Here is an 18440-nt window from a genome sequence, read left to right on the forward strand (position 1 = left end):
CTATTGTTGTAGTTTGCTGGGCATCTTTTAGCCGATTGGGCCGTCACGATCCAGCGGCGGTGATCGATTATGCCTCAAGTACACACGTACACGCTGATCAAGGAGTAAGGCAACTATGCAGGCAATACAGTTCAAGGGCGCAAAGGTATGGCTGTTGCTGGTACTCAGCAGCATTCTGGCCGGTTGCGGGATCAACAACATTCCCAACTATGACGAGCAGGTAAAGGCTGCCTGGGCCCAGGTGCAGAACCAGTACCAGCGCCGCGCGGACCTGATCCCCAATCTGGTGGAAACCGTCAAAGGCTATGCCAAGCAGGAACAGGAAACCCTGACCGCGGTCATCGAAGCGCGTGCCAAGGCCACTTCGATCCAGGTTGATGCCAGCACCTTGGACGATCCGCAGAAGCTGCAACAATTCCAGCAGGCACAGGCGCAACTGACCGGTGCGCTCAGCCGCTTGATGGTGGTGTCGGAACGCTATCCGGACCTGAAATCGAACCAGAACTTTCTGGCCCTGCAGTCGCAGCTTGAAGGCACGGAAAACCGCATTGCCGTCGCGCGCAAGGATTTCATTGCCGCGGTGCAGCGCTATAACACCGAGATCCGCACCTTTCCCGGGCGCCTGTGGCACAGTGTGATGTACAGCAGCCTGCCGCTGCGAGAGAACTTCGAAGCCACCGCCACTGATGCCGACAAAGCACCTGAAGTGAAATTCTGATGCGTCTGCTGCAATGGGGGCTGCTGCTGGCGCTGCTGATTGTCACGCCGTTGCGCGCCGAGCCAAGTTTTCCGGCCTTGACGGGCCGTGTTGTGGACAACGCCGGCTTGCTCGATGGCGGCAGCCGCGCGCAGCTCGAACGGATGCTCACTGCCCACGAACAGGCGACTGGCGAGCAGGTGGTGGTTGTCACTGTCAAGGATCTGCAAGGGTTGCCCATCGAGGATTTCGGCTACCAGCTCGGACGCCATTGGGGCATCGGCCAGAAGGGCAAGGACAACGGCGCCCTGTTGATCGTCGCCCCGGCGCAGCGCAAGCTGCGCATCGAAGTTGGCTACGGTCTTGAGGAGCGTCTGACCGATGCCCAGGCTTCGGTGATTATCAACGGCATCATCACGCCAGCGTTTCGCCGTGGCGAGTTCAGCCTGGGCATTGTCCAGGGCACAGCTGCGATTCTCCAGGTGTTGGGTGGCAACCCTTTGGCCGAACCGTCGCGCGCTCAAGGTAGCGCTGAGGAGCAAGCGCCGGCCTGGGCCGTTGGCTTGTTCGTGCTGATGATTATCCTGGTCTTTGCCGCGCAGTCCTTGGGGCTGGGCGGTGGCGGGCGCGGTGGCCGTGGCGGTATGGGCGGTGGTTTTGGTGGCGGCTACGGCGGTTTTGGTGGTGGACGTGGTGGTGGAGGGGGCTTCAGTGGCGGCGGCGGTGGCTTCGGTGGTGGAGGTTCCTCCGGTGGTTGGTAGAACAGTAATCAAAGAGATAGCCCGCGCATGACATTGCTCACTGAACATGAACAGCGACAGGTAGCCGAAGCGATTGCCCAAGTCGAACGGCATACCGATGCCGAACTGGTCACGGTCCTGGCAGCCCGTGCTGACGACTACGCCTATATTCCGCTGCTCTGGGCCAGCTTGCTGGCCTTGCTGGTACCTGGCGCAGTTTATTATCTGGGCGGTTGGTTGAGCGTCAACGGTCTGCTGATCGCGCAATGGCTGACGTTTATTGTCTTGTGTCTGCTGTTTCGGCTACCTGGTGTGACGACCCGATTGATTCCCCGTTCGGTGCGCCACTGGCGCGCCTCGAACCTTGCCAGACGACAGTTTCTGGAGCAGCAGTTGCACCATACGGTGGGTGGTACCGGGGTGCTGATATTCGTCAGTGAGGCCGAGCGTTATGTGGAAATCCTCGTCGATGAAGGCATTTCCAGGCACTTGGACAACCAGGTATGGGAGGGCATCGTCCAGCGCTTTACCGAACAGGTTCGTCAAGGCCAGACCGTGCAGGGCTTTGTCGGCTGTATCGAGGCTTGCGGCGAGTTGCTGGCCAGCCATGTGCCAGTGACCCATGCGCGCAACGAACTGCCAAACCGCTTGGTCGTGCTCGGGTGATCTGTAAACGCTGATCGACAAAAGCTGTGCGCAGGCCGGTCATCCACGTAAAATGCCGGCACTGCGCCTAGCCGCTCCTTCCGCAATCCGAGGCACCCACCCCTGATGTCCGATTCCTTCACCGCCCAGGCCGCGCCGGATGCACGTGCGCAATTTCTGAGCCTGCTCGCCACCAGTCTGGAACAAAATGCCCTGATCAAGCTGGTGCTGGCGCGCCACGTCGGTACTGAAGAAGCCTTGCAACGGATCATTGCCAAGCCGCTTACAGTGAAGGGCCAGGCGTGCCTGTCCTTGGTCTACCGCTACCAGACCCGCGATATCACCCGTAACGTGCCGAACCAGGAAGCCCTGGCGCTGGTGGCAGAGTTGTTGCCCGCATCATTTCGCAATGCGCACCTGTCGAGTCTCAGTGATGAAGCACAGCTTGAGTTCAGCAAGAAGGGCAAACCGATGCTGCACCGCAAGGCTGTCCAGCAAGAACGCGAGGCGTCTGCCGGTGAACACGACCGGGAGAAAAAGCGCTATCTGGAACTGAGCCGGCCGTTTCTGCATGACCTGGGCGTGACCGACAAGCAGTACGCCTTGATCCCGGCCATGTCACGCAAGTGGAAGCAGATCAACAAGTTCATCGAAGTGTTTTCCCATGCGTTGAACTCAGCGCCGCTGGCTGTCGATCAGCCGCTGCGCGTTGCCGACTTCGGCTCGGGCAAGGGCTATTTGACCTTCGCTATCCACGATTACCTGCGCAACACCTTGCAGCGCGAAGCCCAGGTAACGGGGGTCGAGTTGCGCCAGGACATGGTTGACCTGTGCAACGCCGCCGCTGCGCGTCTGGAGCATCCGGGACTGGTGTTCGAGTGTGGGGATGTGCGCAGCGTAGTGCCCAGCGCCATCGAAGTGATGATTGCTCTGCATGCCTGCGATATCGCTACCGACTATGCGATTCACACCGGAATTCGCTGCGGTGCGGCCATCATCATGTGTTCGCCGTGCTGTCATAAACAGATTCGTCCGCAGATGCACAGCCCGGGCCTGCTCAAACCGATGCTGCAGTACGGATTGCACCTGGGGCAGCAGGCAGAAATGCTCACCGACAGCTTGCGTGCCTTGTATCTGGAAGCCTGTGGCTATGAAACCAAGGTGTTCGAGTTCATCTCGCTGGAACACACCAACAAGAACAAGATGATCCTGGCGGTGAAGCGTCAGGCGCCGCAGAATCCAACTGCCTTGCTGGAAAAAATCCAGCAGTTGAAGGCGTTCTACGGCGTTCAGGAGCACTGCCTGGAGACCTTGTTGCGCGCTGATGGCCTGATCGCAGCCTGAAGATCGATCCGCTCCCATTCTATGGGAGCGGGCTTGCCCGGTGATCAGGCTCGCACGGGCGCTGGATGCACCTGGGTCTTGCGCCCCAGGACTACGGTAGCGATCACGCCTGCAGCAAACACCCAGGTGATCGGCTCTACGTGCTCGCCGAAGAACAGCGCCGAAAAGGCGATGGTGAAGAAGATCTGCAGCAACTGGATCTGGCTGACGCGGGCGATCCCGCCCATCGCCAGTCCCGCGTACCAGGCAAAGAAACCAATGAACTGCGAAAACAGCGACACGTAGCCAAATGCCCACCAGGCCTTGGCACTCACCGGTCCCTGATGCTGTAAAGCCAGGTACACAACAGGGCCGATCAACAGCGGGCTCGATAGCACCAACGCCCAGCAGATCACCTGCCAGCCACCCATCTCCCGCGCCAGCCGTCCACCTTCGGCATAGCCCAGGCCACCCACGGCGATGGCCGCCAGCATCAGTAAATCGCCCGCCTGGATCTGTCCGGCGCCCATGATCATCGCGTATGCCAGCACCAGTGCGCTGCCCAGGGCGGCACAGGCCCAGAAGGCTTTCGACGGGCGCTCGTGGGACAGCCAGGCAGCATAGATAGCCACGCACAGCGGTTGCAGACCGTTGACCAACGCGCCGTGGGACGCTGGCACTGTCTGCATGGCCCAGGCAGAAAAAACCGGAAAACCAAGGATAACGCCCAGCGCTACCAAGCTAAGTCCCTTTATCTGCCGCCAGCTTGGCCATTTCTCTCGCCGCCAAAGCAGCAAGGCCGCGGCCGGAATGGCCGCCAGCAAGGCGCGACCCAGACCGTTGAGCAAAGGATGCACTTCCTGTACGACGATTCGCGTCATGGGCAGGGTCAGACTGAAAATGATGACACCGAGCAGCCCAAGGGCCATCCCGGTGTTTTCGCGGCTGGACATAACGAAAGCCTGTGACAGATGAGTCCCGTCATTGAGCCACAGTCGGCACGGATGATCCGGTTACAGTTGGTCACAAGTTCATCCGTACAGTTTGCTGTCGATCAGAAGAAGCGGGTGATGCTCACCTTGGCGTTGCGACCCTGGCTGTAGGCGTAGGCGCCGCTGAGTTCAGCGCGGTAATCCTGGTTGAACAGGTTGTCGATGGTCAGGTTGACTTCGGTGCCCTTGAGGTATGGCTGCTGGGGCTTCCAATTGGCGAACAGACCGTGGAGCTGGTAATCGTCGTTGGCATAATGATCGTAGTAGCGGTCACCCAGGGAGCTGCCCGGACCTTCGCGGTAATTGTCGCTGGGCAGGCGGTCGGTTTTGCGGATGAACTGTGCCTGCCAGCCCACCTTGGCATCCCAGTTGGGGATCTTCACGCCCAGGGTAGTGATCCATTTTGGCGCCGGAATGTCTTTGGCCCAAACATCCGGCCCCCAAGGGTTGGTGTAGGCACCTTCATGGCGACCGGTGATCCACGAGTACGACAGCGAGCCAAAGAGGTAGGTGGAGTCGTAGAAGCTTTCAACCTCGAAACCTTTGATCGTCACACTTTTGATGTTGCGGTAGTTGGACATCAAGCCTTTGCCGCAGGCCTTGGAGATGCTTTCGCCGTTGACCAGTTGCTGCGGGCAGCCAATGCCGGTGGCTTTGAAAATCTCGTCGTCGATCTCGTTGCGGAACAAGGTGGTACGGATCAGCACCATGTCTTGATCGGTGAATACATTCGACAGATTGGTGATGTTACCGGCGCGCAGGGCGGTCATGCGTTCCGGGTCAAGGTTACGGCTGGAAGCGGTACGGCTGCCCAGACCCTGGATTTCATACTGCTCATCGAGTACCGGGGCCCGCCATGTTTTGCTGTAGTCGGCAAAAAAGGCCGTGTGTTCGTTGATCTTCCAGAAAATCGACAGGCGTGGCGACCAACCGCTGTAGGTTTTTTCGCTGTAGTCGTGGCCCAATTTCGGGTTGTTGTAGAACGGCGCGTCGTTTTCCTTGCCCTTGTTGGCAACATGGTCGTAGCGCAGAGAGGGGGTCACAGTGACGTCCCCCAGGGTGATTGCGTCCTGGATGAAGTAGCCCTGGCTGTCGACGCTACCGCTCGGCATGAAATTGGGCTGGTAGTGGCCGTTGTTGTACAGCGGGGTGTCGTATTTTGCGCCGGGCATCCACATTTGCGTGTCACGTTCGTGGCGACGTACCTGCAAGCCCGAAGTGAATGCATGTTCCAGGGGGCCTGTGGCAAACAGGCTGACGTTGCGTACATCGAGCATCTGGTCGGTGTATTCGGTGTCCATCTTGCGCCCGCCGGTGGACGGCTGGAAAAACGCGGTGGCATCGCGCTCGTCGGTTTGCTTGGTATCAGATACCGAATACTTCACTTGCAGATCAATCAGCGGGTTGTTGATCGGCTGGTACTTATAGGTGGTCGACCAAGTGGTATCGGTGGTGGTGCGATTGGCCAGGTAGCGCTTGAGGGCGTTGTCGTAGCCGAACCTGTCGATGTCACTCTGGGTCGGCGGAGTAGGGTAGGCGGTGGAGGAGAAAGGCGCCCAGCGCTCGCTCTGAGAACGCGACCAGGAAAAGCCCAAGGTGTGTTCGTCAGTCAAGTGCATGTTGAACTTGAGCAGCCCGCCGTCCAGATCCAGGGCACTGTTGGGCAGGCGTTGGGGGTTGATTGGGTAGTCGTTGTCGGGATCCGGTAGGGTACCGGCCAGCTTCATGTCGCCACCATCTCGCTTGGTCAGGTACACCAGTGCATCCATGCGGCCATCTTCGGTGCGCCCGAACAAGGCCGAGCTGTAGACCTGCTGGTGATCGTTACTGGCATAGCCGTATTTGAGCATGGCGCCGCTGTTGCGCCCTTCCTGCAGCAAATCGGGGGCATCTTTGGTGATCATGTTGACACTGCCGCCGAAGCCGCCGTTACCGGTGAAGATCGAGTGCGGGCCTTTCTCCACTTCGATGTTCTTGATCAGCTCCGGCTCGATGAAGATGGTGCCCTGCTGGTAGCGCTCAAAGCCGCTTTTGGTAGCCCCATCGACAGTCATGGGTACGTCTTCGGCGTCGCCCAGGCCCCAGATATTGATGGTCTGGCCACCTGGTTTGGCCGATCCACCCATGTTCACCCCGGGCAGGGTCGATAGCACGCTGGGAATGTTGCTGGGCTGGTAGCGGTCGATATCCTCCTGGGTCAGGGTCGAGCGGCCAACGGTGCTGGGGTCAACCTGCTGGCCATCGCCAACAATGCTGAGCGCGCCCAGTTGGATGCCGTTGTCTGCTGTCGGATCATCGTCGCGCAGTCGCACCACATAAGTGTTTCCGACCTTGACCACGGCGAAGCGACTGTTGCGCAGCAACACGTCGATGGCCGCCTGGGCTTCGTAAGTGCCGTTAATGGCAGGGGCTTGCACGCTGCGCAGCAGGGCTTCGTCAAACAGCAATTGCACCTTTGCCTGCTGGGCCAACTGGCTCAACGACACCGCCAGTGATTGTGCCGGCAGCTGCAGCTCGACCGGAGCGGCCTGCGCCTGGAGGCTCAGGGCCAGGCAGGCTGCCAACAGCGATGGACGGGCAGACAGCGGTGAAAGTGGACGAAACGCACGCAACATGAAATCCCCCAGTACGGCAACAGATGCCAAAAAGGCCTGCAGTGACTACGCAGACGGGAGGAAGACGTGGCGGCGCTTGAAACCCTCATATGCGAATGAAAAATATTCTCAGTTTTTATTTGCGCTCGATGCGCACGCGGCCGTCGGCGAGGGTGACGGCCTTGACGGGGAGCAAGGCGGGCAGGGCATTGAGCAATGCATCGGGGTCTTCGACATCCAGGTTACCGGAGACCCTGTAGCGGCCCAACGCAGGGTCGGCGAGCAGGATCTCAGCGGAGCGATAGAGTGAAAGTTCATCGATCAGGCTGCTCAGTTCGCGATCGCGAAACGTCACATGACCACCGCGCCAGTCGGCCACCTCTTCATTGCTCAGGGTCTGCCAACTGACGCTGCCACGGGCCAGGTTGTAGGTGGCGCGTTGGCGGGCACCGAGCAATGCCGGTGCTTGCTTCTCTCCGGGCGTTTCCAGGGCGACCTGACCGTGGGAGACGCTTACCACCAGTTCATGTCGACTGCGGCGCAGGTCGAAACCGGTACCCACTACCCGCACACGAGCACTACCGGCATCGACAAACAATGGCCGTTCCTTGTCGGCGGCAACATCGATGTAGAACTGGCCCTTGTCCAGATGAATCAGGCGCCGGTCGCCATCGAAATCAATGCGCACGTGGGTGTGCGCATTGACGCTCAATTGGCTGCCATCAGGCAGTTCGAGGGTCTGCGGCTGTTCGTTGTAGACCGCTACCGTCTGGGCATAGTGATGGTTTGGCAGTCCCAGGTTGCCCGCCAGCAGCGCGCAAAACACGGCTGCGGCCACCGCCAGTCCCGGGCGCCAATTTCTGACCTTGCGAGTAGGCAGAGGCACGGGTTGGTTTAGGGTTTTGAGTGCAGCCAAATCATCCCAGAGCTGGACGAACTGGGTGTAGGCTCGGGCATGTTCGGGCGTCTGCATCCACTGCTCGAACTCTTTGCGCACGGCTCTCGATGGCTTGTTGCGGTTGCGTGTGAACCAGCTGGCCGCCTGGGCATCGACCGAACGCTTATCGATTTCTGGGGTTGTAGTCATTCTGGCTGCTCCATGCCGTCGTCACTGTCCAGGCGTTGTTTGCAATGCAGCAGTGCAGCGGCAATGTGTTTTTCTACCATGCTCACGGAGATGCCCATGCGCTCCCCGATCTGTGCCTGCGTCAGACCTTCGAAACGGTGCAGCATAAGGGCTTCGCGGCGGCGCGGCGAGAGCTCGGCGAGAACACGTTTCAATTGCTCCAGGCGTTGTTGCTGCTGGGCATGGTTCAGCGGGTCATTGCGAGTGTCCAAGGTAGTGACGTCATCGGCCTGAGATTGTTCATCCAGCACGGCGTGACGAACACGTTGGCGGCGCCAGTGATCGTTGAGCAGGTTGCGCGCGACCTGGAACAGAAAGGCTCGTGGCTGCTCTACCCGCGACCGATCACGATAGCCCAGCCACTGGGCGAACACATCCTGTGTCATGTCGGCGGCATCGCTGGCGTTATCCATGCGCTTGCGCAGGAAATGCAGGATGTCAGCATAAAACCCGCGGCACGTATCGTGGCCCAGCGAGTCCGGTTTGGGGCGTTGCATGCAAGCTTTCCAGGATGGAGCGAAGAAGAAAGCTGCGAATGTTAGCGATAATTATTGTGATTTGCCATGGCGAAATCATCATGCCGTCAGCGCCGCTTGCGCGTGACCAGCGGAACCGGAATTTCAAGCTCCGGCGCGCCCAGGGGGTGGCTGCTGGCGTCGAAGAAGTACAGCGGCAGGTCTGCCGTGTCGGCAAAGCGCTGGGTGTAGTGCTGCTTCTGGCTGATGATCGAGGCCTCGCTCAAGGGGCGGATGGCGATCGCCAGATACGCCGGGTGCGCCTCTTTGATAGCGTGCAGCAAGTGGCGGTCGCTGCCGTCCAGATGCTGGCCGAACAGGCACAGGCCACCTTGATGGCCGGCAAGTTCGCCCAGGCACCAAGTGAGGTAGTCGCAACTGCTGATGGCCTTGAGCTTGTCATCGCTGCTGCCTTCATTGACGAACAGTGGTACGTCACCCGGGGTATTGACCGCAAAGCCATCGAGCAGCTGACTATCGCTGGCGCTGCGCTGGCGAGTGCTGCCGTCCTGTTGCTTGAGCAGATGCAGGCCACCGTGTAGATAGAGCAGGCGTGTCCCCGGTCTGCGGGTGTGGCGGATATCGAAAACGCCCTCTTCATTGAACAGCTGCTGGAATGCGTCCGGCGTCTGACTGGCGGCCCAGTGGCACAGCAAGTCGTAGTTGCTCGAGTAGACGCTCTGGTAGTTACGCAGCTCGCTGTTGATCACCTGCAGCGTCGATTGCGGCAGCAGGCGCCAGGGGAGGTGGACGCTACGTACCGCGTGAATCAGTGCTTCCTTGATCGCGTAGTAGCGATTCAAAGGCGCTGATGAACTGACCGCCAGGGCCGCATTAACACGTACGGTGGTGTTCAACGCACTGAGTACCGGCTCGAACAGCTCGGTACCGAGGGATTTGAACAACGCCTGATCAGTCAGGCCGAGCGGTTTGTGCCGCACCCGCTGGGCTTCTTCGAACAGGGAGAAATAGGTGAAAGGTCGCCACAATGCTCGACTGGCGCCGTTGCCCAGGAGCAGACCGCTGCAAGGATGGCTGGCAATCAGTTCCGGCCAGGAGTGAAGGCTGGCATCGAGGTTGGTGTGGGACATTCGGCATCTCTATGATGTGGCGGCAATCGGCGCGACTTTAGCATGCAACCGGCTTGTCATCAGCGTCGGCGACTATGCTGGATGCGCTGCACAATTGAGGTACGACTATGTTGCTTGAAGGGATTCGCCGCTATTGCTGCCTGGCGCTGTTGCCGCTCGCTGGCTTGAGCGATGCCGGACAGGGCAAGGCACTGGCGCATCTACAGGGCATTGCTCACCCGGCAGTGATTGCCCATCGCGGCGCCTCGTTCGATGCGCCGGAGTCCACGGCGCCGGCCTATCTGTTGGCGCGTGAACTGGGGGCCGATTACCTGGAGTTGGATCTGCAACGCAGTCGCGACGGCGTGTTGGTTGCTGTGCATGACGATACGCTGCTGCGCACCAGTGATGTTGCGCAGCGTTTTCCCGAGCGCAAAAACAGCCCGGTCAGCGCTTTTACCCTAGCTGAATTGAAGTTGCTCGATGTCGGCAGTTGGTTCAACAAAGCCTATCCCGAACGTGCTCGGAGCCGTTTCGTGGGCTTGAAGATCCAGACGCTCGATGAGGTCATAGATATCGCCGAAGGCGATCCGCGCAAGCAGCCCGGGCTCTATATCGAAACCAAGAAACCGCGGTTGTTTCCCGGCATCGAGGCCCAGCTCAAGGCCCGCCTGCAGGCACGCGGCTGGCTCGAGCAACCGGGGCGGGTGGTGCTGCAGAGCTTTGACCGCAGCAGTCTGGCGTTACTGCAACAGGAGATGCCACAGGTGCCCAGGGTGTTGTTGTTATGGATCGGCGACGGCGGTATCGAGCCGGCATCCAAGCAGACCTTCGCTCAATCGGGTGAATCCGACAAGGCGGCGTTCTACGCCCGACAACAGCCCGAGAGCCAGGCTGAGTTCGAACGCTGGCTTGATTACGCCAAAGCGACGGGTGCCATTGGTGTCGGCCCATCGGCGGCGCGCTCGGCCGGAGGTGCGCAGAGTTACGCCGACCTGGCGCAGCCGTGGATGAACCGTCTTAGCCATGACAAGCAACTATTGGTGCATGTCTACACCGTTGACGAAGAAGTGGACTTCGCCAAGGTCATGGCTGCTGGGGTGGATGGAATCTTCACCAATCGCAGCGGCAATTTGTTGCGCCACTTCTCGCGCCCGGCAGCCCTGAACGAAGTGCAAATACTCGACGAACAAGGCTATTGAGGATCTGGTCTGGATCCAATAGCTACCGTAGACTGCGCGTTTTGCGTGTTCGCTCGGAACCCTTTGCCAATGACCTTTTCGCTGCTGTTTGCCGTAATGGCTTCTGGTTTTATCTATGGCATCACCCCGGGTCCGGGTGTGCTGGCGGTGCTGGGCATTGGCGCTGCGCGCGGCCGCAAGGCCGGTGCGGGCTTTCTCTGCGGTCACCTGCTCGGCGATGTGCTGTGGTGCAGCACGGCGCTGGTCGCTATTGTCGGGGCCCGTCAGATTGGCAGTTCGGTGTTCGATATTCTTGGCCTGCTCAGCGGTCTGTATCTGTTCTGGCTGGGTTGGCGCGCGTTGCGCAGCCGTCCTGGCAGCGCTGACGGTGAGCGCGGTCCTGTACGCAAGCCGTTCTGGCATGGTGTGGTGTTCGGCCTGACCAATCCCAAGGCCTACCCGGTGGCAGTTGCAACCTTCACCGCCTTGCTCTCCAGCCGCGCCGAAGCATTGGACTGGTCGATGCTGCCAATGCTCATCGCACTGAGCTTTGTCGGTGGCCTGCTGGCCTACGTAATCCTTATCGCGGTGGTTGGCGCGCGCCATGTGCGCACGCTCTATACCCGCTACGAACTGTGGATCACCCGGGCTTGCGGGCTGATGTTCATCGGCTTTGCCGTCAATGCCTTGATGCATGCTCTGCCGGGGCTGATGCCGCAGCGCTAAGGCTGCGGCCCTGCGGCTCAGGTCGGTGCCGATACGGCACCTTTGCGCGTGCGGTTGCGCCACAGGCGGTAGGCGCGGATGCCCGAGCGCACTGACCCGAAAAGCATGCCTTTTTCCATTTCTCGAGCAATGCCCGAGCGCACCAGCATGCGTAGAAACTGACCGCGCGCTCGGGCGATGCCAAAGTGGATGCCACGCGCTTGCAAAGTGTCACGCACCTCGCGCAATGCTGATATGCCGCTGACGTCGATCGAACTGACCGCTTCGGCGTCGAATAGCACTGCCCGAGGCTCATTTTCCTGCTGCACTGCGTCGAGCAGGCGCATCTTGAAGTAGTCGGCATTGAAGAACAGGATCGCGTCATCGAAGCGATACACCACCAGCCCCTTCACTGTGCGGGCTTCCTTGTGCTGACGGATATCCACCTGACCTTCGACGCCGGGCATCCAGCCCAGCACCGCATCGGTCGGCTGGTAGATGCTGTAGAGCAGGCGCAGGATCGCCAGGGTTACGGCAAAGATGATACCCGGCAGTACGCCGAGCCCCAGCACCCCAACGGTTGTCAGCACACACAGCCAGAACTCGAAACGGCTGAGCTTGTAGATCTTGCCCAGGGACTTCACATCGATCAGGCCCCAGCCGGCCATCAGCAGTACGGCGCCTAGCGCTGCTTGTGGAATCCAGGCCATCGGTGCGGTGAAAAACAACAGAATCAGGGCGATAACCAAGGCAGCAATAATACCCACCAGTTGGCTTTTGCCCCCGACCATGTCGTTGACCGCCGTACGCGAGTCGGCACCGCTGATGGCGAAACCCTGGGAAACACCCGCGGCGATGTTGGTCACTCCCAGTGCCAGGAACTCATGGTTGGCATTGATCGCATAACCGTGCCGAGCCGCGAAGCTGCGGGCCGTGAGCATTGCGCTGCAGAAACTCACCGTGGCGATACCCAAGGCGTCGCGCATCAGGCTTTTCATCTCCTCCAGGTTGGTTTGAGGCCAGGTCAGCTCCGGGATGCCTGCGGGTACCGGGCCGAGAATAGCCACACCGAAACGATCCAGGCCAAACACGCCGACCACTGCTGTGGCGATAATTACCGTGACCAAGGCAGCAGGCAGGCGCGGGTAGCGACGCGGCAACCAGATCAGCAGCGCCAGGCCTGCCATGCCGATAGTGAGCGTCAACCAGCGGATTTCTCCCAGGCGCTCGATCAAGTTGATCAGGCTGAGGATGAAACCATTGCCTTCTATCTGAAAGCCCAGGACCTTGCCCAACTGCCCTGCCAACAGGCTAAGGCCAATACCGTTCAGGTAACCGATCAGAATCGGGCGCGAGAAGAAACTGGCAATAAAACCGGCACGTGCCACGCCCGCGCCGATCAACATCAGTCCAACCAGCAGGGTGATGATCACCGACAACTGCGCCAGCCGGGCGGGATCACCCATCGCCAGCGGGGCAATGGCGCCTGCGATCATGGCGCAGGTCGCTGCATCCGGGCCGACCATCAATTGCCTTGAACTGCCCACCAAGGCATAGACCATCATCGGCAGAATACAGGCGTACAACCCGTATTGCGGTGGCAAGCCGACGATCTGTGCATAGGCGATGGCGATCGGAATCTGGATGGCTGCCACCGACAATCCAGCTTGCAGGTCGGCATGGAACCATTCGCGGCGATAGTGCAAAAGATTGGACAGGCCTGGGAGCCAGCGTGAGAGCAGCATGAACAGTCCTTTAGAGTGTTTCGCAACAAGGCTGAAGAATACGCAAACGCTCTAATTAAAGCGCATTGCACGATCCAAAGCTGGTGCCAGATCAAAAGGTTGTGCTGGTCTTGCGCTGGCGTTCGAGTCAACCCAGGTCGGCGGCCTACTCGAACCCAGGGCGCCTGTTGATAAGCGTGCGTGTCAGGACTAGAAGTTCAGGCGAAGCATCGTGCGCCAGAAGTTTTTAACCGGTGATCGCCGGTGTTTGTCCCAGTTGCGTTGCCACCAGTCATCTTCATTGCGTACGACCGCTTCGATATCACTGCCAACGTCCGATCCAGCGTGTTGGCGAAACAGCATCGGAAACGCGCAATGTTGTTTGATCTGCTTTTTGAACACCACATCCACAGGCGTGCCGTCGTAAGGCGTGTTGGCCAGCACCTGACATCCCTCGCGGGAAAGAATGTAGGCATGCAGTGCTACAACCTTGCCTCGGGCAATGTAGGGGAACCAGGTCAACCATGTTCTGCCCATGCTGTAGCCCAAGTGCAGCGCCTGGAAGTTTCGAGTGCGGATGAAGCGATTGATCCAACGAATCGGTGTTGCCTTCAATTCGTAGGGCTTAACATCATCTTCAAAGATCAGTACTCGGTTTAATCCTTCGTCCAGCGCTTTCTTTGCCAGCGCTTGGTGAGATTCGTAACAACCTTTTACAGGGTCTTGGTTTCTTTCGACGACATGGAATATTACCGGGTTATGAAGTAGGCAACCCAGGGTTTTCCTGAACAACTCACGTCTGTCGGTCCGTTCTTTAAGCGATATGCAGTACACAGCATCTACATCGAACTTGATCTTACTCACCGCGCAATCCTTGAATCACCAACAACTCCTGAACATGCATGATTTCTATGTGCTGGCGAGTTCAACAGACAGGGGTCGAACGCCAGAAAATTAAAACGCCAAGGGTCTTTTTAGCCCATAGGGAGATACGGTCATTTCGGACTGACTTGCGCAGACACGGGCTCAGATCAAGTGTTTCTTTCAGAGCAGGGTCTGAAATGACGAGAGCAAGAGGGGAGAGACGCTAATGGTGTTTCCGTTGATTCTGTTACGGTTAACGGCAAAGAATGCTGTTACAGAAAAGAAATTGAACACCTGGACAAAGCTGGAGCGGGTGAAGGGAATCGAACCCTCGTTATCAGCTTGGGAAGCTGGAGTAATGCCATTATACGACACCCGCTTTCAGGGCTGACTTTTTACCAGAATCACGATGAAGTTTGAAGTGTTGCCCTGCAAAAAAACTGGACGGTGGCCGGTAGCACGAGATCCTGCATCTTCTTTTTGGCCGTTGCCACTGATGCAAGAGGCTGTGCTACCGCCAACGCTGTTGTTCAGATCGCCAGGGCATGGTGATCCTGAGCGTGCTGATAACGCACACGCGATTCTCGTACTGCCGGCTTGAGAAAGCCCAGTAATGCATCGCGGGTATCGTTGCAGGCTGCCTTGTGCTCCATGTCGAGGAAATGTCCTGTCGCTCGGATCTCGCTGAAGTGGCTGTTGCGCACATGCTGGCTGAACTGCCGTGCATCGTCGATGGTGGTGTACTCGTCCCACTCACCATTCACGAACAGCACCGGAATGTCGATTACACGTGCGCAGCGTAGGGCATTGTCCAAGTCGTTTTCGAGCACCTGGTTGATGTGAAAATGCATCTGCGCATATTCGTGGTTGTCCAGGCTGCTCACGTGCCGGTAGTTGAAGCGCTTGAACAGCGAGGGCAGGTATTTGCCGATGGTGTCGTTGACCAGATTGCCTACCTGGTAACGGTCGCAGGCGCTGAGGTAATGGCAACCCCGCTCGAGGTAGTCGCGCATTGGCTCGTTGATGACCGGTGAGAACGAACTGACGACGGCCTTCTCGATGCGCCGCGGTTTGTGTGCCAGAGCTAGCAGTGTGCAGGCACCGCCCCAGGAAAACGACATCACGTGATCGGCAGCGAAGTGATCGATCAATTCCAGCAGTATCTGTCCTTCGGTTTCCTTGGTCAGCAGCCGCTCGTGACGGTTGTGGATCTTGGATTTCCCGGCATAGGGCTGGTCATAGAGAACCACGTTGAATTGCGGGTGCAGACTACGAACCGTCTGGGCAAACGAGGCCGTCGTGGCCAACGAGCCATTGATCAGGATGATCGTCTTTTCAGCGGCATCTGCGCGATAGAACTCCGTGTAAACCCGATACTGACCTTGTATATCAAGCACAGCAATTTCTGGCCTCATCTCGTCGACTCCTGGCGCAAAAAGGGTGTTCGCACATGCAAGAATGCGCGTTCTTTATGACAGGTAGGCATGCGCCTTGAAGAGAAACCGAGGGCCCTTGTCGATCCGATACGCTGGTCGACGGGTATTGTTTTAGGTGGGCAATCTGCCGGACTCCAGTGCTTCGAGGCATTGGTCGCCAGCAAAAGGGCGTCTTGGACTGCGACTGTGACTGATTGGTCACATGCAGACCGACGATTGGATTCAAGCAGGCACAGGGGTAACCCGCAAGTGCCTTTGGGGCAATTGATGAAATCTTTCCGCTAAGCGGTCGTTGCTTCAGATTGCGAGGATTTCTTCGGGATAGAGCGCCCGGTATTCGCCTGGGCGTAATCCGCGGTCCAGACTCAGCGGGCCCATGGACTCCCGATGCAGGCGCAGTACCTTGTTGTCGAAGTAACCGAACATGCGCTTGACCTGGTGGTAGCGGCCTTCGACGATGCTCAATCGCGCACTGCGCGGGCCGAGCAGGGTCAGTTCCGCGGGCAGGGTGGTGAGGCCCTCAAAGGCGAAGTAAAAGCCTTGGTTGAATTTTTCGATGTAGTGCTGTTCGATGACTTGTTCTGTCTCGACATAGTAGATTTTCGGTAGCTTGGTTTGCGGCTGGGTCAGGCGCCGTGACCATTGACCATCATTGGTCAACAACATCAGGCCGGTGGTGTTGAAGTCCAGGCGCCCGGCGATGTGCAACGTGTGCTTGTCTGATTCATTGAGCAAGTCCAGCACGGTTCGGTGCTCAGGGTCCTGGGTTGCGCTGACGCAGCCCTGGGGTTTATGCAACATCAGGTAGCGTGCAGGCTGTGCATCCTGGAGCAACTGCTCATCGACCTCTATGCGGCTGAATTCGCGCACTTCCAGATGTGGGTCAGTTACACAGCAACCGTCTACGCGCACCCGTCGCTGCGCCAGCAGCACGCGGACTTGCTGGCGATTGAAGCAGGGCAGGTTGCTGAGAAATCGATCAAGACGCATACAAGGCACAGGTGCTGGGCGTTGCAGTTTAACTGGCGAGCGATGCCTTGGCTGCTTCCAGTTGATCCAGTACCTGTGCGCAAGCGGGACACAAGCAGGCTGTGTTGCGTTGGTCAGCAGGCAACGCTTCGATTATTTCCGGGGCAATGCTTACGCTGTAGCACCAGCAGGTTTCGGTTGCCGTACGGGGATCGGCGAGGCTGCAGCGGTTGCTGGCCCCGCAGGCAGGGCAGCATTTAGGGTCATTCATAGTCGGACCTGAATATTTCCACGCAGACGCGGTTGCGTCCACTTTGCTTGGCGCGGTACAGCGCATGATCGGCGCGAGCGATCACACTGTGCAAGGTGTCCTCAGGCTGCAAGTTGCTCAAGCCAATACTGGTCGTCAAACGGATCACTTTGTCGGCGAACCTGAACTCCCGTTGTTCGCAGTGCAGGCGAATCTTTTCGGCGACCTCTTGGGCATGGGTGGCGTCGGTATCCTTGAGCAACACGATGAATTCTTCGCCACCCCAGCGACAAATAATATCGACCTGGCGCAAGCAGTTTTCCAGTACCTGGGCAAACTGGCGCAATACTTCATCGCCAGCGAGGTGGCCATGGGTGTCGTTGAGGATTTTGAAGTGGTCAAGATCGATCAACAATGCCACCAATGCCTTGCTGTCACGATGCGTTTCACTGAGTGCCTGCGCGGCTAGAAGATCGAAGCCGCGGCGGTTGGGCAGGCCGGTGAGGCTGTCGCGAGTGGCCAGGGTTTCGATATTGTCCTGATGACGCTTGACCATGGCATTGAGCAAGGACAATACCACCAAGCCAATAATGGCGCAGATCGCGAGGTTCAGGTACAGCGTCTGGCGTATGTTATCCAGAGCACCGTCTTCGCGTTTGTCTACGAACAGGTACCAATTCAACTCCGGTACCAGGCGCACATTGAGGAAATGGCTATTGCCGTTGCGACTGGTGTACTCATGGCTACCGCCCACGGGTGTAGGCATCTGCTTGAGCAGTTCATGCAAGCCGTCCAGTTCATTGAGCGACTGACCCGTTCGGGCGCCATGGGCACCGCCTTTGGAACCGGTCAACACCACCAGGCCTTGCGGGTCGACGAAATATACCTGGCGTTGATAACGCTGCTGGTAGTCGTCGATAAGCCGCACCACAGCTTCGACCGTGAGGCCGACGCCGACTGCCCCAATGAAGTTACCGTTGTAGTCCAGTACTCGATAATTGATGAAGACAGTAAGTTTGTCCTGATTGGCCATGTCCAGGTCAACGTTGATTTCGTAGGGTGTGGGCATTTCCTTCACCCGGTAGTACCAGACGTCGCGGGGCTCCTGCGGATCGATCTTTTTCAGGACGCCTTTTTGCGCCTGATAGTAGTTGTCGGTAGCGCTGGAGACGAAGAATGCGGTGTAGGCGTGATACTGGGTCATGACTTCGTTGAGATAGCGGGAGATTTGCGCTTGGTCTTGCTCACCGGCCAACGTCCAGTCTCGCAGGAAGGTGTCGTGAGCCATCATCGAGGAAATCAGGATCGGTCTTACCAGATCCTTCTGGATTTCCGAATAGACAGTATCTGAAGTCAGCGGCAATTCAGTGTTGACGATGCTGTCGCGAATCGCGCTGCGTGAAGCGAAATAGCTCAGCAGCGACGTGGCTAAAAAACCGCTGCCGAGCAGTAACAGCAAGGTCAGAATTAGCGAGCGCTGCGAAAACAAGGCGGAGCGAGGCAATTTACAATCCCTTGATGTAGGCCAATGCCGTTCATTCTAGTGGCACCGCTGGAAAATAACTGGACAATTATCAAGGGTATTGGCGTTGTTTCAAATTATTTCTAC

General features: G+C 58.3%; 17 protein-coding genes and 1 tRNA gene. 6 read left to right on the plus strand and 12 right to left on the minus strand.

The annotated features are described in order from the left end of the window. The first annotated feature begins 115 nt into the window (after positions 1-115). From D3Z90_RS05550 to D3Z90_RS05565, 4 genes are all read left to right on the plus strand, one after another. Positions 116-718, plus strand: a complete 603-nt coding sequence (locus D3Z90_RS05550) for a LemA family protein (RefSeq protein WP_136474791.1) — start codon at positions 116-118, stop codon at positions 716-718. After that, positions 718-1458 (plus strand): YgcG family protein, encoded by a 741-nt coding sequence (locus tag D3Z90_RS05555; protein ID WP_136474792.1) that lies wholly within the window; start codon positions 718-720, stop codon positions 1456-1458. The genes D3Z90_RS05550 and D3Z90_RS05555 overlap by 1 nt, the downstream gene beginning before the upstream one ends. 27 nt (positions 1459-1485) lie before the next feature. Next, on the plus strand, positions 1486-2103 hold the full coding sequence (locus D3Z90_RS05560; protein ID WP_136474793.1) for a TPM domain-containing protein: 618 nt from the start codon (positions 1486-1488) through the stop codon (positions 2101-2103). A gap of 105 nt (positions 2104-2208) precedes the next feature. Then, positions 2209-3426, plus strand: coding sequence for an SAM-dependent methyltransferase (locus D3Z90_RS05565; RefSeq protein ID WP_136474794.1), 1218 nt, complete (start codon positions 2209-2211; stop codon positions 3424-3426). A 44-nt stretch (positions 3427-3470) separates the two neighbouring features. Here the strand turns inward: D3Z90_RS05565 and D3Z90_RS05570 are convergent, their stop codons facing one another. From D3Z90_RS05570 to D3Z90_RS05590, 5 genes are all read right to left on the minus strand, one after another. Then, positions 3471-4358, minus strand: a complete 888-nt coding sequence (locus tag D3Z90_RS05570; RefSeq protein ID WP_136474795.1) for a DMT family transporter — start codon at positions 4356-4358, stop codon at positions 3471-3473. Between the two features lie 101 nt (positions 4359-4459). Then, positions 4460-7012 carry a TonB-dependent receptor gene (locus D3Z90_RS05575; RefSeq protein ID WP_136474796.1) on the minus strand — a complete coding sequence of 851 codons (2553 nt, stop codon included), beginning with the start codon at positions 7010-7012 and terminating at the stop codon, positions 4460-4462. Positions 7013-7127: 115 nt separating this feature from the next. After that, on the minus strand, positions 7128-8078 hold the full coding sequence (locus D3Z90_RS05580) for a FecR domain-containing protein (RefSeq protein ID WP_136474797.1): 951 nt from the start codon (positions 8076-8078) through the stop codon (positions 7128-7130). Then, positions 8075-8614: an RNA polymerase sigma factor gene (locus D3Z90_RS05585; RefSeq protein ID WP_136474798.1), complete on the minus strand. Its 540-nt coding sequence runs from the start codon at positions 8612-8614 to the stop codon at positions 8075-8077. The genes D3Z90_RS05580 and D3Z90_RS05585 overlap by 4 nt, the downstream gene beginning before the upstream one ends. 86 nt (positions 8615-8700) lie before the next feature. Beyond that, the gene (locus D3Z90_RS05590; protein ID WP_136474799.1) at positions 8701-9723 is read right to left on the minus strand and encodes a DUF4917 family protein; all 1023 of its coding nucleotides are present in this window, start codon (positions 9721-9723) and stop codon (positions 8701-8703) included. 107 nt (positions 9724-9830) lie between these two features. On the opposite strand from D3Z90_RS05590, the gene D3Z90_RS05595 reads away from it, so the two are divergent. Next, positions 9831-10904, plus strand: a complete 1074-nt coding sequence (locus D3Z90_RS05595) for a glycerophosphodiester phosphodiesterase (RefSeq protein WP_136474800.1) — start codon at positions 9831-9833, stop codon at positions 10902-10904. 69 nt (positions 10905-10973) lie between these two features. Next, positions 10974-11609 (plus strand): LysE family translocator, encoded by a 636-nt coding sequence (locus D3Z90_RS05600; RefSeq protein ID WP_136474801.1) that lies wholly within the window; start codon positions 10974-10976, stop codon positions 11607-11609. Positions 11610-11626: 17 nt separating this feature from the next. Here the strand turns inward: D3Z90_RS05600 and D3Z90_RS05605 are convergent, their stop codons facing one another. The 7 genes from D3Z90_RS05605 to D3Z90_RS05635 all read right to left on the minus strand — a co-directional run bounded on the left by D3Z90_RS05605 (position 11627) and on the right by D3Z90_RS05635 (position 18335). Further along, entirely contained in the window at positions 11627-13333 is a 1707-nt protein-coding gene (locus D3Z90_RS05605; protein WP_136474802.1) for a SulP family inorganic anion transporter, read from the minus strand. Between the two features lie 189 nt (positions 13334-13522). Then, complete coding sequence (locus D3Z90_RS05610) at positions 13523-14176, minus strand: glycosyltransferase family 25 protein (RefSeq protein WP_136474803.1); 654 nt, start codon at positions 14174-14176, stop codon at positions 13523-13525. A 305-nt stretch (positions 14177-14481) separates the two neighbouring features. Continuing rightward, positions 14482-14555, minus strand: a tRNA-Gly gene (locus tag D3Z90_RS05615). Positions 14556-14706: 151 nt separating this feature from the next. Beyond that, positions 14707-15591 carry an alpha/beta fold hydrolase gene (locus tag D3Z90_RS05620; RefSeq protein WP_136474804.1) on the minus strand — a complete coding sequence of 295 codons (885 nt, stop codon included), beginning with the start codon at positions 15589-15591 and terminating at the stop codon, positions 14707-14709. A 318-nt stretch (positions 15592-15909) separates the two neighbouring features. Further along, entirely contained in the window at positions 15910-16602 is a 693-nt protein-coding gene (locus tag D3Z90_RS05625) for a pseudouridine synthase (protein WP_136474805.1), read from the minus strand. Between the two features lie 28 nt (positions 16603-16630). Next, on the minus strand, positions 16631-16852 hold the full coding sequence (locus tag D3Z90_RS05630) for a cysteine-rich CWC family protein (RefSeq protein WP_136474806.1): 222 nt from the start codon (positions 16850-16852) through the stop codon (positions 16631-16633). Continuing rightward, a complete protein-coding gene (locus tag D3Z90_RS05635; protein ID WP_136474807.1) occupies positions 16845-18335 on the minus strand; it encodes a sensor domain-containing diguanylate cyclase in 1491 nt (496 codons plus the stop codon). Before D3Z90_RS05635 ends, D3Z90_RS05630 begins: the two co-directional genes overlap by 8 nt. Between the last annotated feature and the right edge of the window lie 105 nt (positions 18336-18440).

The sequence above is a fragment of the Pseudomonas sp. DG56-2 genome (assembly GCF_004803755.1).
GTDB lineage: Bacteria > Pseudomonadota > Gammaproteobacteria > Pseudomonadales > Pseudomonadaceae > Aquipseudomonas > Aquipseudomonas auratipiscis.

What these genes read in the sequence shown, in the direction of transcription:
- D3Z90_RS05600 (WP_136474801.1), top strand. Translation starts at nt 10,974, where the DNA reads ATGACCTTTTCGCTGCTGTTTGCCGTAATGGCTTCTGGTTTTATCTAT.
- D3Z90_RS05560 (WP_136474793.1), top strand. Translation starts at nt 1,486, where the DNA reads ATGACATTGCTCACTGAACATGAACAGCGACAGGTAGCCGAAGCGATT.
- D3Z90_RS05620 (WP_136474804.1), bottom strand. Translation starts at nt 15,591, where the DNA reads ATGAGGCCAGAAATTGCTGTGCTTGATATACAAGGTCAGTATCGGGTT.
- D3Z90_RS05625 (WP_136474805.1), bottom strand. Translation starts at nt 16,602, where the DNA reads ATGCGTCTTGATCGATTTCTCAGCAACCTGCCCTGCTTCAATCGCCAG.
- D3Z90_RS05585 (WP_136474798.1), bottom strand. Translation starts at nt 8,614, where the DNA reads ATGCAACGCCCCAAACCGGACTCGCTGGGCCACGATACGTGCCGCGGG.
- D3Z90_RS05590 (WP_136474799.1), bottom strand. Translation starts at nt 9,723, where the DNA reads ATGTCCCACACCAACCTCGATGCCAGCCTTCACTCCTGGCCGGAACTG.
- D3Z90_RS05575 (WP_136474796.1), bottom strand. Translation starts at nt 7,012, where the DNA reads ATGTTGCGTGCGTTTCGTCCACTTTCACCGCTGTCTGCCCGTCCATCG.
- D3Z90_RS05595 (WP_136474800.1), top strand. Translation starts at nt 9,831, where the DNA reads ATGTTGCTTGAAGGGATTCGCCGCTATTGCTGCCTGGCGCTGTTGCCG.
- D3Z90_RS05570 (WP_136474795.1), bottom strand. Translation starts at nt 4,358, where the DNA reads ATGTCCAGCCGCGAAAACACCGGGATGGCCCTTGGGCTGCTCGGTGTC.
- D3Z90_RS05550 (WP_136474791.1), top strand. Translation starts at nt 116, where the DNA reads ATGCAGGCAATACAGTTCAAGGGCGCAAAGGTATGGCTGTTGCTGGTA.
- D3Z90_RS05580 (WP_136474797.1), bottom strand. Translation starts at nt 8,078, where the DNA reads ATGACTACAACCCCAGAAATCGATAAGCGTTCGGTCGATGCCCAGGCG.
- D3Z90_RS05565 (WP_136474794.1), top strand. Translation starts at nt 2,209, where the DNA reads ATGTCCGATTCCTTCACCGCCCAGGCCGCGCCGGATGCACGTGCGCAA.
- D3Z90_RS05630 (WP_136474806.1), bottom strand. Translation starts at nt 16,852, where the DNA reads ATGAATGACCCTAAATGCTGCCCTGCCTGCGGGGCCAGCAACCGCTGC.
- D3Z90_RS05555 (WP_136474792.1), top strand. Translation starts at nt 718, where the DNA reads ATGCGTCTGCTGCAATGGGGGCTGCTGCTGGCGCTGCTGATTGTCACG.
- D3Z90_RS05605 (WP_136474802.1), bottom strand. Translation starts at nt 13,333, where the DNA reads ATGCTGCTCTCACGCTGGCTCCCAGGCCTGTCCAATCTTTTGCACTAT.